15 protein-coding genes are annotated in these 14,303 nt (G+C 60.7%); 9 read left to right on the top strand and 6 right to left on the bottom strand.

Annotated elements, in window-relative coordinates; genetic code table 11:
* The first annotated feature begins 66 nt into the window (after window positions 1–66).
* The 6 genes from ACQK2G_RS00730 (at window position 67) to dusA (ending at window position 6,924) form a co-directional block, all read left to right on the top strand.
* Window positions 67–561, top strand: coding sequence for a lactoylglutathione lyase family protein (locus tag ACQK2G_RS00730; RefSeq protein ID WP_425403095.1), 495 nt, complete (start codon window positions 67–69; stop codon window positions 559–561).
* A gap of 363 nt (window positions 562–924) precedes the next feature.
* On the top strand, window positions 925–1,932 hold the full coding sequence (locus ACQK2G_RS00725) for a TerC family protein (protein ID WP_425403094.1): 1,008 nt from the start codon (window positions 925–927) through the stop codon (window positions 1,930–1,932).
* Window positions 1,929–2,564 carry an exopolysaccharide biosynthesis protein gene (locus ACQK2G_RS00720; RefSeq protein ID WP_425403093.1) on the top strand — a complete coding sequence of 212 codons (636 nt, stop codon included), beginning with the start codon at window positions 1,929–1,931 and terminating at the stop codon, window positions 2,562–2,564. The genes ACQK2G_RS00725 and ACQK2G_RS00720 overlap by 4 nt, the downstream gene beginning before the upstream one ends.
* A 175-nt stretch (window positions 2,565–2,739) precedes the next feature.
* Window positions 2,740–4,482, top strand: a complete 1,743-nt coding sequence (locus ACQK2G_RS00715) for a thiamine pyrophosphate-binding protein (RefSeq protein WP_425403092.1) — start codon at window positions 2,740–2,742, stop codon at window positions 4,480–4,482.
* 92 nt (window positions 4,483–4,574) lie between these two features.
* Window positions 4,575–5,831: a D-amino acid dehydrogenase gene (locus tag ACQK2G_RS00710; RefSeq protein ID WP_425403091.1), complete on the top strand. Its 1,257-nt coding sequence runs from the start codon at window positions 4,575–4,577 to the stop codon at window positions 5,829–5,831.
* Between the two features lie 82 nt (window positions 5,832–5,913).
* Entirely contained in the window at window positions 5,914–6,924 is a 1,011-nt protein-coding gene (gene dusA / locus ACQK2G_RS00705) for a tRNA dihydrouridine(20/20a) synthase DusA (protein WP_425403090.1), read from the top strand.
* A 65-nt stretch (window positions 6,925–6,989) separates the two neighbouring features.
* Here dusA and ACQK2G_RS00700 read toward each other — a convergent pair whose 3' ends face one another.
* Complete coding sequence (locus ACQK2G_RS00700) at window positions 6,990–7,304, bottom strand: hypothetical protein (protein ID WP_425403089.1); 315 nt, start codon at window positions 7,302–7,304, stop codon at window positions 6,990–6,992.
* A gap of 137 nt (window positions 7,305–7,441) precedes the next feature.
* On the opposite strand from ACQK2G_RS00700, the gene ACQK2G_RS00695 reads away from it, so the two are divergent.
* The 3 genes from ACQK2G_RS00695 (at window position 7,442) to ACQK2G_RS00685 (ending at window position 8,976) form a co-directional block, all read left to right on the top strand.
* Entirely contained in the window at window positions 7,442–7,816 is a 375-nt protein-coding gene (locus ACQK2G_RS00695; protein WP_425403088.1) for a VOC family protein, read from the top strand.
* A gap of 3 nt (window positions 7,817–7,819) precedes the next feature.
* Window positions 7,820–8,281, top strand: coding sequence for a YaiI/YqxD family protein (locus ACQK2G_RS00690; protein WP_425403087.1), 462 nt, complete (start codon window positions 7,820–7,822; stop codon window positions 8,279–8,281).
* Between the two features lie 152 nt (window positions 8,282–8,433).
* Window positions 8,434–8,976, top strand: a complete 543-nt coding sequence (locus ACQK2G_RS00685; protein WP_425403086.1) for a hypothetical protein — start codon at window positions 8,434–8,436, stop codon at window positions 8,974–8,976.
* A gap of 14 nt (window positions 8,977–8,990) precedes the next feature.
* Here ACQK2G_RS00685 and ACQK2G_RS00680 read toward each other — a convergent pair whose 3' ends face one another.
* The 5 genes from ACQK2G_RS00680 to purD all read right to left on the bottom strand — a co-directional run bounded on the left by ACQK2G_RS00680 (window position 8,991) and on the right by purD (window position 14,117).
* Window positions 8,991–9,872, bottom strand: a complete 882-nt coding sequence (locus ACQK2G_RS00680; RefSeq protein ID WP_425403085.1) for a class I SAM-dependent methyltransferase — start codon at window positions 9,870–9,872, stop codon at window positions 8,991–8,993.
* A gap of 18 nt (window positions 9,873–9,890) precedes the next feature.
* The gene (locus ACQK2G_RS00675; protein ID WP_425403084.1) at window positions 9,891–10,997 is read right to left on the bottom strand and encodes an N-acetyl sugar amidotransferase; all 1,107 of its coding nucleotides are present in this window, start codon (window positions 10,995–10,997) and stop codon (window positions 9,891–9,893) included.
* Window positions 10,998–11,044: 47 nt separating this feature from the next.
* Window positions 11,045–12,388 carry a TldD/PmbA family protein gene (locus tag ACQK2G_RS00670; RefSeq protein ID WP_425403083.1) on the bottom strand — a complete coding sequence of 448 codons (1,344 nt, stop codon included), beginning with the start codon at window positions 12,386–12,388 and terminating at the stop codon, window positions 11,045–11,047.
* Between the two features lie 134 nt (window positions 12,389–12,522).
* Window positions 12,523–12,834: a hypothetical protein gene (locus ACQK2G_RS00665; protein ID WP_425403082.1), complete on the bottom strand. Its 312-nt coding sequence runs from the start codon at window positions 12,832–12,834 to the stop codon at window positions 12,523–12,525.
* A complete protein-coding gene (gene purD, locus ACQK2G_RS00660; protein WP_425403081.1) occupies window positions 12,831–14,117 on the bottom strand; it encodes a phosphoribosylamine--glycine ligase in 1,287 nt (428 codons plus the stop codon). The genes ACQK2G_RS00665 and purD overlap by 4 nt, the downstream gene beginning before the upstream one ends.
* Window positions 14,118–14,303 lie beyond the last annotated feature (186 nt).

Genomic DNA, 14,303 nt, shown 5'->3' with positions numbered 1-14,303 from the left:
TAATTTAATATTTTTGTCCGCACCATCTACCTGTCTCCCGACACAACACCGTTAAGGAGACGACAAATGACGACGCCCCGCAGTTTTTCTCATATCGGACTATCGGTCCCGGATCTTGAGGCCGCCGTGGCATTCTACGCCGATGTAATGGGGTTCTACGTGCTCATGAAACCAAGCGAGATCGTCGAGGACGATAGTCCAATTGGACAAATGTGTACGGATGTGTTCGGTCCAGGCTGGGACCGCCTGCGCATCGCACACCTGTCAACAGCGGACGGCATCGGCATCGAACTGTTCGAATTCGAAGGTAACAAGAGGCCGGACGACAATTTCGATTTTCGCAAGCACGGCACCTTCCATTTCGCGGTACAGGATCCGGACATTGAGGGGCTTCTTGAGAAGGTTGTTTCGGCGGGCGGCAAACAGCGGATGCCGATACGCGAGTATTTCCCGGGGGAGAAGCCCTACCGCATGGTCTATGTCGAGGATCCATTCGGTATCATTTTCGAATTATATAGCCATAGCTATGAACTGACCTATTCCGCCGGTGCCTATAAATGATGCATGTCAGCGGCTCATCCCGACGGGATGAGCCGCCCCCGCGGGATCAAGGCGATGGGACCGATCCCTGTGGCTTTCAGCAGGATATTTGCCGCGCGAAAAGGCGGTCACGGCGCACGGGTCCCGTCATGCCGCTGAACTGCTTCCTTCCCCCGGAATATCCAAACTTCCCATCCCGTTGATGACAGTGAACAACGCCCCGCAGTTCAAGTGAGGCGCCGATTTTTCTTTTTCAACGTCCCTACTTGTATCGCCGCGCGGGTTCCCCACTTCACAGATGCTCTTCCCTCATCCAGGCGCCGATGCGGTATTTCCTCGGCGCTGCGGCTGCTGATCTACGCAGGCCAAGCTCGGGGCATAAAATTGGATATCCTGCTTCTGGACCTTCTCGGCAAGCCCATGTGGACATGGGCCTTCTTCCTTGCCGTCGTCCTCGTCCTCCTGGTTTTCGATCTGGGTGTCCTGCACCGAAAATCCCACGAGATCGGCGTGCGGGAAAGCCTTCTTCTGTCGGCCTTTTACATCAGTGTGGGGCTGCTGTTCGCGGTTTGGGTCTGGCATTTCATGGGCGAGCCCGCGGCCATTCTCTATCTGACCGGTTTCGTCGTCGAAAAGAGCCTCGCGCTGGACAACATCTTCGTCATCGCAATGATTTTCGGCCATTTCGGGGTGCCGCGCGCCTACCAGCATCGCGTTTTGGTCTACGGTATTCTCGGCGTCATCCTGCTGCGCGGCATCATGATCGGCGTCGGCGCCGCCGTGGTCGCGCGGTTTGAATGGGTCTTGCTGATCTTCGCCGCCTTCCTGATTTTCACAGGCATCAAGATGCTGCGCGACGGTGACGCGGAATACGATGTCGGCCGCAACCCGGTCCTGCGGTTCATGCGCAACCATTGCCGCGTGACCGACGGCTTGCACGGGGAACGCTTCTTCGTCCGGTTGCCGCTCGGCCCGAACGGTCGATCGGCGCTTTTCGTCACGCCGCTGTTGCTGGCCCTCGTTACCGTCGAAGTCGCCGACGTGATCTTCGCGGTCGACTCGATCCCCGCGATTTTCGCGATCACCACCGACCCCTATATCGTCTACACGTCCAATATCTTCGCCATCCTCGGCCTTCGTGCGCTGTATTTCGCCTTGTCCGCGATGATGCACCGTTTCGTACACTTGAAGACGGCCGTCTCTCTGGTGCTCGTTTTCATCGGTGTGAAGGTCATTGCCGCCGAATTGCTTGGCATCGAAAAGGTACCCGCGTCGGTTTCCCTCGGCGTAACGGCCACGCTGCTGATAGGCGGGCTCGCACTCTCACTTTGGCAAACGCGCCGCACGAGCAATGGGAACAGCGGCGGTATAGGATCGGCGAAAACAAAATGAGCCTCGGCGGCAAGGCAGAAACGGTTCTCACACGCGATCCGGGCCGACGCCTGTCCCAAGTCCTACGCGACCTTCAGGCTGGAGACAGTGACCGTATCTCGGTCGACGATATCGTCGGCGCTTTACGCGACCGAAGCTTCGCTCCACTGATGATCATATTCGCCATTCCGAACGTGTTGATGTTCGTTCCCGGTGCATCTTTCTTCACCGGCTTGCCGCTGATTTTCGTCGCCTTACAACTCGTGCTCGGCCGAACCGATGTCTGGTTGCCGCGGTTCGTTGCGGAACAATCCGTCGAGCGAGCGTCCTTCAAAAAGATTGCAAGCAAATCCATACCGTATCTGGAACGGATCGAACGCCTCGCCAAACCACGCTGGTGGCCGGCTTCCTATCCCTTTGCGGACCGGATGATCGGCGCTGCGACGCTGATCCTTGCAACATTTCTGTTCCTGCCCATCCCGTTCTCGAACGGATTGCCGGCGATTGCGATCATTATGCTTGCGCTTGGTTTGAGCGAAAGGGACGGCTATTGGCTACTTGGCGGAATCGTACTTACCGTCGCCTCGACCATGCTTGTCGCGGGCATGGTCACGGCATTGGCGCTCACCGTTTTCGAATTGATGCTGCGCTGACCCGTCACGGGATATTCAATGCCGCCACGCGGTGCCCCCGTCCCGGCCCCCACGCCCACGCCCACGCCTACGCCCACGCCCACGCCTACGCCTACGCCTACGCCTACCCTGACTGCTCGACCGGTTAGCCGGACTGTGCAACTCTCTGCCACCGGCTCAGAAAAAGAGCCCCGCAATGACAACTGGAGACCTCTTTGTGATCGAGCAGATGAACGGCGCTCAAGTCATCCTGAAAATGCTGGAACTGCATGGCGTGCGCCATGTCTTTGGCCTTCCCGGGGAAACCACGATCGGCTGGTACAAGGAATGGCGTCGGCATTCCGGCATCGAGTTCGTTCTGACCCGCGACGAGCGAACCGCATCCTACGCGGCTGAGGCCTATGCGAAGATCACGGGCCGTCCCGCGGTGCTGGAAGCGCCGAGCCCCGGCGTCACCCATTGCACGCCGGGGATCACGGAAGCCTATCTCAGTTCCGTCCCGGTCATCTATTTCAGTTCCGACATCCCCATGAATGGGGATAAACGCCACGGCCTGACCGGCGTCGATCAAACGGCGCTCTATGACAGCATCTGCAAGGAGTCCTTCTATCTGACATCCGTGAAGGACATTCCCTTTCTGATGCGCCGCGCCTTCCGCGTGGCCACCGCCGGCCGACCCGCGCCGGTTCATATCCGCGTTCCTGCGAATATCTTCCATGAAACGGCGGAGATCGGCGACCTCTACGCCGAACCTGAATACGGCAGCTATCCCGCGCACCGGCCCGTTGCCGACCACGCCAGGACACGCACGGCGATCAATCTTCTGATGGCGGCGAGACAGCCGGTCATCGTCTGCGGTCAGGGTGCCTTGATCTCAAAGGCCAGCGAGGCGGTCCTCGCCCTCGCCGAGCTTCTGCAAATCCCGGTGGGGACGACCACGCCGGGCAAAGGCACGGTGCCGGAAACGCATCCGTTGTCCCTGCGCGTCATCGGCGCGCGCGGCGGCATGGCCTACGCGAATGAGTATGTGCACGAGGCCGACACGGTTTTCCTGGTCGGTACAAACACGGATTCCGCGGGGACCGACGGATGGAAGCTGTATGGGGATCCCGCCGGCAAGACCTTCATCCATCTCGATATCGCCGAAGCCCATATCGGCAACAACTTTCCGGTAAAGGTCGGATTGGTCGGCGATGCCCGCGCGACTCTGGACCACATGATAGAGATGATCCATCGCGATCACCCCGGCCTTGCACGGGACAAGATCGACCTGACCCCGATGAAACGAACGGCATTGGACGCGGTTTTCAATTCAAACATTCGGATGCCGGAGGGAACGGTCTCGCCTGTGAAACTGACCCAGGCGCTGGATGCGATCCTGCCGGCAAACGCAATCGTCACCGCCGAGCCCGGCGTCAGCGCGATCTATCCATCCGCCCTGCTTTCGGTGCGCGAGGCCGGCCGGCGCTACATTACCAATTACTCGATGGGCGCGCTCGGCTATTCGGTTCCGGCCGGGCTCGGCGCTGCCTTCGCATCCGACGGGCCCGTGATATCCTTTACCGGCGACGGGTCCCTGGGCTTCGTCCTCGGTGATTTCGAGACGATCCGGCGGTCGGGCAAGAACGTCACGATCATCCTGACCCGGAACGACAATTTCGGCTGGATCCGCGGCGAAGCCATCCTGCTGGACGAGGTGGACGAGCCCTGGTCGACCGATTTCGGCCCGGTCGACTATGTAAAAGTGGCAGAAGGCTTCGGCTTCCAAACCGCCAGGATCACAAACGAAAGCGAAATCGACGCGGTCCTTCGCGCCGCGATCGAAAACCCGGGCGCCAATTTCATCGAAGTCATGGTGCCCAGCCAGGACAAGATCGTCCCCTTCGTGCCAAACTGGGTCGAGGCGGCAAAGGAGAAGGGCCTGCCCTACTTTTCCTGATCCCGGCCGGCCCACCCCCGATTGCCGCGCGTCGGGCGATGCGGTACTGGAATGGATGGGTTATTGCAGTGCGGCAAAAGGAGTCTCGCTGAATGAAGGTCATCGTTTTGGGTGCCGGCGTGATCGGCGTGACGACGGCGTACTATCTGGCCCGCGCGGGCGCGCAGGTCATGGTGCTGGACCGACAGCGGGAACCAGGACTGGAGACCAGTTACGCGAATGCCGGCGAACTTTCCTACGGTATGACGTCGCCCTGGGCCGCGCCGGGCATCCCGATGAAGGCGGTCAAGTGGCTGTTCATGCGCCATCGCCCCCTTTTCATCTATCCGCTGATCAGCCCCCGGATGTGGGCCTGGGGCCTGAAGATGCTGGCCAACTGCAATGAGGAAGCCTACCGGATCAACAAGTCCCGGATGGTGCGGATCTCCAATTACAGCAAACAGTCCCTGAAGGACCTGCTGGCCGAGGTGCCGCTCGACTTCGATTTGCGCGAACAGGGTACATTGCAGCTGTTCCGCACCCAGAAACAGCTCGACGGGTCAAAGGCCGACCAGGACGTGCTGGCCCAATTCGACTCGCCTTTCGAAGTGCTGGATAAGGAAGGCTGCATCGCGGCCGAACCGGGCCTCCAGCATGTGAAAGAAAAGTTCGTCGGCGGATTGCGGCTGACAGCGGACCGCACCGGCGACTGCCGCATGTTCACGCAGGGCCTGGCCAAGAAGGCCGAAGCGATGGGTGTCGAGTTCCACTACAACGTCAACATTCAAGGGGTCACCACCGGCTCGGACCGCGTGGAAAAGGTCCTGACGGACGAGGGCCCGCACGAGGCGGACGCCTTCGTCTGCTGCATGGGTCCCTATGCGCCGATACTGTTGCGGTCCATCGGCGTGAATGCCCCGATCTATCCGATCAAGGGTTATTCCATCACACTTCCCGTCACGGATTCCGACGCCGCTCCGCAATCGACCATCATGGACGAGACCCATAAGGTTGCGATCACGCGCCTCGGCGACCGCATCCGCGTCGCCGGGCAGGCGGAGATTGCCGGTTATTCCGCCAAACTGGGCGAGCACAAGACCGATACCGTCCGCTATGTCGTGAACGATCTGTTCCCGAAGGGCGGCGATGTCTCAAAGGCTCAGGGCTGGACCGGCCTGCGTCCAATGACGCCGGACGGCACACCGGTGATCGGGCGGACGAAGTATTCCAACCTGTTCCTGAACACGGGCCACGGCACGTTGGGCTGGACCATGGCTTGTGGTTCTTCACGTACTGTCGCCGACGTGGTCATGGGCAAGACGCCTGAGATCGACATGGACGGGCTCGAACTCACGCGCTATCGCAGCTAGCCGGATGGCAGGTTTACACAGGCCGCCGGTAAGTCCTATAACCCCGTCCGCCAGGGGCCGGCAGTGCTTGGAGAATAGAACCGTGACGGCGTTTATCGCATCGCACAGGCTTTCCGTCGCGCCGATGATGGATTGGACGGACCGGCATTGCCGGGTCTTACATCGTTTGGCGACGCGGAACGTCATGCTTTATTCGGAGATGGTGACGACCGGCGCCGTGCTGCACGGTGATCGCGACCGGCTGCTCGGTTTCGATGCGTCGGAACATCCGGTCGCCTGTCAGCTGGGCGGATCGGACCCCCAGGATCTGGCCGAAAGCGCGAAGATCGTCGCCGATTACGGTTATGACGAAGTGAACCTGAATGTGGGCTGCCCGTCCGACCGGGTGCAATCGGGGCGGTTCGGTGCCTGCCTGATGGCGGAACCCGATTTGGTCGCCAGATGCATCGCGGCAATGCAGGACGCGGTCGACATTCCCGTGACGGTGAAATCGCGGATCGGCATCGACGACGCGGAGTCCTATGAAGGCCTTGTCGGTTTCGTCCAGCGTATCTCGGAAACCGGCTGTCGTTATTTCACCGTGCATGCGCGAAAAGCCATCCTGAGCGGTCTGAGTCCGAAGGAGAACCGCGAAATTCCGCCGCTGAAATACGATTACGTCTACCGCCTGAAGCAGGACTTCCCCAATCTGGAGATCGTGCTCAACGGCGGGGTACAGTCGCTGGAAGAAGCAGTCGAACACCTGACCCATGTGGACGGCGTCATGATCGGGCGGGCAGCCTATAATACGCCGGCGGTCCTGCTCGGCGCGGACCGCATGATCTTCGGCGAAGCGCGGGCCGGCGGTGATCTGTCACGGCACGATCTGGTGCAGGCCTACCTGCCCTATATCGAAACACAGGTCACCAGTGGCACGCCGCTCAATCGGATGACCCGGCATGTTCTCGGCCTGTTCAACGGGCTTCCCGGTGCCCGCGCCTGGCGGCGGTATTTGAGCGAGAACGCCTATGCGGACGGCGCCGGGCCGGAGGTCGTCGAGGCGGCGTTGAAGCTTGTACCCGCGACTGACACAGCGATGGCTCGGACGGCATAGGTCACACTTCGGACGGTCCACAGTAATCATCAAGGATTGTGGAACCGGATCGTATTCCTCTCCACTCAGGGCAGGACGGACCCCGCATCCACCATGGCGTTGAACACAACCCCGGCCACGGCGGAGGGCAGGTGCTGGCCGATCTCGATCGCTTCCCGCCCCGCGTCCACCATGTCTTTGGAAGGTTGCCGGGGTACGATCGCATAACCGGACTTGTTCAGGGCACGGACGACTTCCTCCGCCTGACGGTTGTAGTTCTCGTTGAAGAAGGTCCAGTCGACGGACTGGATGGCCTTGGCGATCACACCGTTCACCTCTTCGTCCATCTGCCCTTGGGTCAAGGCCGGCACCGCCTCCTTCATGTCCTGCCGTTCCGCCATGGTCTCCGTCCCTATCCATTCACGACGCTTGCAATTGCCCCATCCCGCGCGGTACCGCCTTGGCATAACCGCGGATGACGGGAACTATTGTAGATGCTTCGCAGCGTTCGCCCAATCCGCCAAGTGACAGGCCCGCCATGTTCGACGATCAGATTACTTTCCTTTATGTCTCCGATATCGAGCACTCGGCTGCATTCTACGGCAACCGATTGAACCTGCCGCTGGTCCTCGTGCAGCCGGCCGGATGCCATATCTATCGGACTGGAAAGTCCTCCTATATCGGCCTGTGCGCCGCACGGCCCGACAAGCAACCCGGCGGAAGCGGCGTCGTCCTCTGCCTGGTTACCCAGGATGTGGATGCATGGTACACGCGCCTGTCCGCCGCTGATGTCCCCTGCGACGGGCCGCCAAGACTGAATGCGGATTATGGCATCTATCACTTCTATTTCCGAGACCCGGACGGTTACCTGATGGAAATACAGCGCTTCGAGAAACCGGATTGGGCGGGGTGACGGATGGTTGAGATCTATGTTGATGCCGATGCCTGCCCGGTGAAGGAAGAAACCGAAAGGGTCGCAGGCCGCCACGGATTGAAGATCTATATGGTCAGCGACGGCGGCATTCGGCCGAGCCCCAATCCGCTGATCGAGGTCATCGTCGTCTCGCAAGGGGCCGATGCCGCGGACGATTGGATCGCCGATCAAATCAAGGCGGCGGATATCTGCATCACCAATGATATTCCGCTCGCCGCGCGCTGCCTGGAGAAGGACGCCTTCGCCCTGAAACCCAACGGCGAGCCCTTCACGAAGTCCGGCATCGGTATGGCCCTGGCAACGCGCGAGTTGATGCGGGACCTGCGGGAAGCCGGCACGGTCACAGGCGGGCCGCGTCCCTTTGCGAAGAAGGACAGATCCGCATTCCTGAACAAGCTGGAAACCACGGTTCAGGCCGCGCTTCGTAACGCTTCTGCATCCTGAACCAAGACCCTTTTGAATGCGCTTGGGGAATCAATTTCCGGCTTTATCATCGACTACCCTGCATTGCAGAATTTCGACCTCACCCTGTAGAGTGTCGGAATGCGGGGGCATCGAGATCAAAGCATGAATTCGACGGAGGCAGTGGCAGGCCGATGGTAAAGCGGCTCAATTATCAATCCCTTTCGTCATTCGCCAAGGGACGGCCGCTGGTCGGTGACGCGATAAGCCGATGGCCACCGCAACCGATCGATTTCTCGGAAGCGCTCGATGTGGCCGACATGAAGGCCGAACACCGGAAACTTGCCGCGATCTCGGAGGGCGGCGTCGTATGCTGGGAAAAATTCGATATCGTCGACTTCGGTGCGATGATGCCGTCCATCGCGCTGTTGGACTGTGTTTCCGGCGAGAATGGAGAGCGGGATTTCCAATACGGATATGTCGGCGAATCGATCAATGAAATCGCGCAACGCCCGCTGCGGGGAATTCGGCTCGGCGATGTGCTTGTCGGGGAGGCCAAGCAGCAGATTATTGAGGAATACACCGCCGCTATCGATGGCCGTGAACCTCGGGCGAGCATCGGCCAGGTGACGATTTCCGACGACCTGGACTGGGTCCACTACATGCGCTTCCTATATCCGGTCCGGCGCGATGGCGAGGTGAACCGTGTGCTTCTGTTCATGCTGTTCGCGCTGTGAATTGCCCCTGCCTGTCAACCCACCTTGGTCGCTTTCACCAGGTATGACGACGCGGCCACGTAACCGACCCAGGTTTCGCTGAGCTCCTTTTCGATACCGATCGTATGCTGCGCAATCGCGGTGTCTTCGTTTCCGCAAAACGGCGGCGCGGCAAAGAAGCGGGTGAATTTCAGCGTATCCACGGTAAACCCGAACGGTTTGAAACCGTCATTCACCGTCAACGGATTGTCCGTCCTGGTCTTCACGGTCTCGCGGATGCTCTCCGTCTTTTCCTCACCCGTCGGTATCGAAAGGCGCGACCGCATTCTGTCGGTGACCCAGGCGAGCTTTTCATCGCTCAGTTCGAAATTCGGCGCCAAGGCACGGCGATAGAATTCGACCGTAAACTTGTCGAGCGTGAACAGATCGAACAGCATGTTCAGATGCGCGGAAATCAGGGTTCCGCCGGGACGGGTAATCCTCGCGCATTCGGCCAGGATGCTCTTCGCCTCGTCATCGCTGCAATATTCCAGCGGCCCGACGCAAAGGACCAGATCGGCACAATCATCGTCGAGCCCGGAGAGATCGGATGCGCAAGCCTCGACAAAACGCAGGTTGCCTTTGGAACCGGCATGGCCCTTAAGGCGCCGGCCGCACCATGTCAGCATTCGCGGCGAGAAATCCACGCAGGTCGCCGCAGATCCTGCTTGCAGGAACGGTTCCACCAAATGGCCGCCGCCGCAACCGATGTCGACCACGTGCTTCGGCGTCAGGCCGCTGCAGAGTTCGTGAACCCTGTCACGCCGGATCGGAAAGAAGGGATAGGTATCTGTAGCCGCACCGTCGGTCGGGTAGGCCTTCTCGGCAAAAACCTCGAAATAGTCGCCGTCGAAGAACTCACGCGCCAACCGCTCCATGGTGTCAGCCGCCCGTCCTCAGCGAAGGAAATCCGGACGCACGCGCCATTGGCCGTCTTTCAACTCGACCACGTCGCGATTGACGAATTTTTCGCCGACCTTCTCGAAAAGAGCGTCGGACACCCCTAACCGTTCCTGCCATTTCGCTTTGACCTCCGGGTCGAGAATGCCGTCCTTTTCCAGGATCAGTCGGACCGCTTCCTCTCTCGACATCCGGCCGTAGCTGATATGGTTGAAGCACGTATCCGTCACCGGGCCGATGCCGAACTTGATGAACTTCGCCCACAGACTTACCGGCGTGGCCCCATCGTCGATCCCGAGGTAATCCTCGGTCCGGCCCGGCATGATCTCGTCCAGCCCCTTGAACCCCAGGGATTTCGCCTTGTCGGCCACGACAGCCGAATCCCAATCGACGTAATGGCCAAGCCACAGGATATTCATGCCGGAGGCGCGCAGCGCCGCCAAATCCTCGGAGACGTAGGACTGCAGGTGCTCCTCGGGCAGACCGAGTTCCTTGATCTTCGCCGCGATCTCGTCGCCGCCGAGCGAATGCATCATCTGTGCGACAGCGTCGCCGCCATGCCCGAGGTCGGCCCCGCCTTTTTCGAAGTCGTGGTTCTCCCCCATGATGACGAGCTTAATGCCCATCCGGGCGGCGAACTTGATCGGCCAAGTATAGATCGCCTTGTCCTGCGACCAGCTAGGCCAACACATGGTTTCGAAGCCCCACACCGCCAGTCGCCTCGCCGTTTCCGGCGCCGGCCGCAGCGTGACCAGGTCGACGTCGAACCGTTCCCTGAGATTTCTCAGATTGGCGAGGCCGGCATCGGTTTCGACCAAGGGGGCGACATTGATACAAAGCGGACGAAGCCCCAGCTTCTCCTTGATGAGATAGACCTGATAATGGGAGTCCTTCCCCCCGCTGACGGGGATCGCGCAATCGTATTCCTGCCCGTCGCGGCCGATCTTCTCGCAAATGGCGGACAATTCCTGCCAACGCGCGTCCCAGTCGATCGCCCGTTTGGATTCCTGCGCGGCGCAGCCCGAACAGATGCCATCGTCATTCAGGGAAAACCCCGGTTTGACCGATGTGTAGCAGCACTTCGAGCAGTACTGGATCTTCATACTTCCTCCAACAATCTCAACCCGGCGTCCAACCGGTTCGGCCGGGCTTACTGCCCGGCAATCGTCATCCCGTCGATCCGTACCGTCGGTGCGTTCGTCGCATGCAGGAACTCAAGGTCATCCGCCGCGGTCATCTGCATGAACATATCCTTCAGATTGCCTGCGATCGTCATTTCGTTCACCGGAAAGGCAATCTCGCCATTCTCGATCCAGAACCCCGATGCGCCGCGGCTGTAATCGCCCGTAACGCCGTTGACGCCCATGCCCATCAGGCTGGTGACATAGAGGCCCGATGCGATATCCGACATCAGTTCCTTGGGACTGACCGACCCCGGTTGCAGATGGACATTGGTCGTCGACGGCGACGGCGGCGCGGATGTACCGCGCGCGGCCCGGCCGGTCGACTGCAGGTTCAGCTGCCGTGCCGTATGAAGGTCGAGGATCCAGGTCTGCAAAACGCCGTCCTGCACCAGGGCCATCGGCGCATTGGCCAGTCCTTCCGCGTCGAACGGCTTTGAGGCGAGGCCGCGGCGCCGGTGCGGATCGTCCATGATGGTCAGCGCCGGGTTCATAACCTGCTGGCCCATCTTGTCTTTCAGGAAACTGGTTCCGCGCGCAATCGAACCGCCGTTTATCGCCGATGTGAGGTGACGCACCAGACTGGGCGACATGCGCGGGTCGAACACCACGGGCAAGGCCTTCGTTGCCCCCTTGCGCGGGTTCAGTTTCGCGACCGCCCGCTCCCCGGCGGAGCGTCCGATTTCCTCCGGCGCCCGCAAATCGGAACCGTGCACGGTGGTGCTGTAATCGTAGTCCGTCTCCATGCCGGTGCCTTCCCCGGCCAGCACGGAAACCCCGATACCGTGGCGTGACCCCTTGTATCCGCCGGAAAACCCGTTGCTCGCCGCAAGGAAGATATCCCAGCGGCTCCATTCCGCGCTCGCGCCGTCGGAATTGGTCACGCCGTCAACCGCCAGGGCGGCGTCCTCCGCTGCACGCGCACGCTCGATCAAGTCCTCCGCGCTCGGCTCCGACGGATCGAAAAGATCCAGGTCCAGATCCGTCCTGTCGGTCAACTGGTCCGGGTCGGCAAGGCCGCAATAGGCATCGTCCGGAACGGCCCGCGCCATCGCGATCGCGCGTTCCACCAACTGGTCCAATGCCTCTGGAACCCAATCGTTCGAGGATACGACCGCCTGTTTCTTGCCGATGATCACCCGCAAGCCCAGATCATGGCTTTCCGACCGTTCCAGCGATTCGACCTTGCCCAGCCGCTGGCTGTGGGAAACGGATGTTCCCGCCGCCGCGACGGCATCGGCCTGGTCGGCCCCGGCCTTGGTCGCCTTGACGATAAGGTCGGATAGCAAATTGCGGGGATCGGCCAAACTCATGGACGCACCTTCCTCCGATAACTGAGATTTATTCGCGGCTTGCCGGTTTTGTTGACATGCCTACCGAAGACATAAGGGGAAACCGGCGGCGGGAAAAGACTTGCCGTCCAATATAGGGGCCCTCGGCCAAATCGCTAGCGGAACAGGTCGGTCAGAAAACCAGGCATCGGAAGTCCCCTGGATTCCTCGCCGATCCCCATGATGGCAATGAAGGTGATGGTGGCGATACCGACCGCCGCCATGATGATTTGTATCCGTGTCCGGCGCAGCATCGGTTCCAGGTCCGGCATTTCGTCCGGGTCCGTCTCTTCATGCCGTTTAACCCGGCGTTCGAACTTTTCTTCGCGAAACTTCTTCCGATTGACGAATTTGAACAGGATCATCAGCCCCAACATGATGACGCCGACGATCCATAAGGTGTCCGCCACTTGGGGGTCGATGATCATCCGCGCTCCCGCTCGACCGCGCGCCAGCCGATATCACGGCGGCAGAAACCATTGGGCCAGTCGATCCGATCGATGACGCCATAAGCGCGCGTTCTGGCTTCCGACACGGACTGTCCCCGCGCCGTGACGTTCAACACCCGTCCCCCGGTCGCGAGCAAGCTACCGTCATCGCCATTTGCGGTGCCGGCATGAAAGACGATGACATCCTCGTCCCCCGACGTGGCCTCTTCCACGCCTTTGATCACGGTGCCTTTTTCATAGCCACCCGGATAGCCCTTCGACGCCATGACCACGGTGACGGCCGCTTCATCGTACCAGCGCAAATCGAACGAGGAGAGGACCCCGTCGGCGGATGCGATCAGGGCCGGTGCAAGGTCGGACATCAGCCGCATCATCAGGACCTGGCATTCCGGATCGCCGAAGCGGACATTGAATTCGATCAAACGCGGCCCGTTTTCGGTAATCATCAGCCCCAGGAACAACACCCCCTTGTAGGGCGCGCCTTCCGCTTCCATCGCCTTCATCGTCGGCTCAAGGATCTCCTTGAGGATGCGGTCCTCGATCTCGGGCGTGCAGACGGGCGCCGGCGAATAGGCCCCCATCCCGCCCGTATTGGGCCCCTGGTCGCCGTCATAGGCGGCTTTGTGGTCCTGGGCCGAGGCAAGCGGCAGCACGGACTTGCCGTCGCATAGCGCGAAATAGGAAAGCTCCTCCCCTTCCATGAACTCCTCGATCACCAATTCCTCGCCGGCCGCGCCGAACTTTCCGCCGGTCATCGCGTCATCGATGGCCTGCAAGGCCTCCTCCACCGTCTGGGCGACGGTGACGCCTTTCCCGGCGGCCAGGCCGTCGGTCTTCACAACGATGGGCGCGCCCTTTTCCTGAACATAGGCACGGGCTTCGTCCCGGTCGGTAAAGCGGCGGTATTCCGCGGTCGGAATCCCATAACGGCGGCAGACATCCTTCATATAGCCCTTGGATCCTTCCAGGCGCGCCGCGGCGGCGCTGGGCCCGAAGGCTTTCACGCCGGCTTCGGTCAATCGGTCGACCACACCGGCGACCAGCGGGTCTTCCGGCCCGACGACGACGAAGTCGATTGCTTCCGCCTTCACGAAATCCAGAATGCCGTCGATATCGGTGGCCTTGATCGGAACGCATGTCGCATCCTGGGCTATGCCCGCATTGCCCGGGGCGCAAAACAGCGCATCGCAAAGAGGCGACGCCGCCAGCGTCCAGCACAAGGCATGTTCCCGTCCGCCCGACCCGATAACCAAAATCCTCACGCGCCTGCTCTCCTCTTCTCGGCAACCTACGACACCCGCCCGCCGGGGCGGGGCACCATACCGAAACTGCCCCCTTCTAAGCCAGCCCATAGAGGGCAAAACCCGCCAATAACGGCGTTGTCCCGCCATTCGGGGTCCGCGCTTCGCCGTGCCTTGGCATCCACCGTGAATCCCAGGCACACTGTG

Source organism: Hwanghaeella sp. (assembly GCF_965227365.1).
Taxonomy (GTDB): Bacteria; Pseudomonadota; Alphaproteobacteria; order UBA8366; family Aestuariispiraceae; genus Hwanghaeella.
Note: the sequence above shows the minus strand (reverse complement) of the source record. Positions and strands in the feature narration are given on the sequence as shown.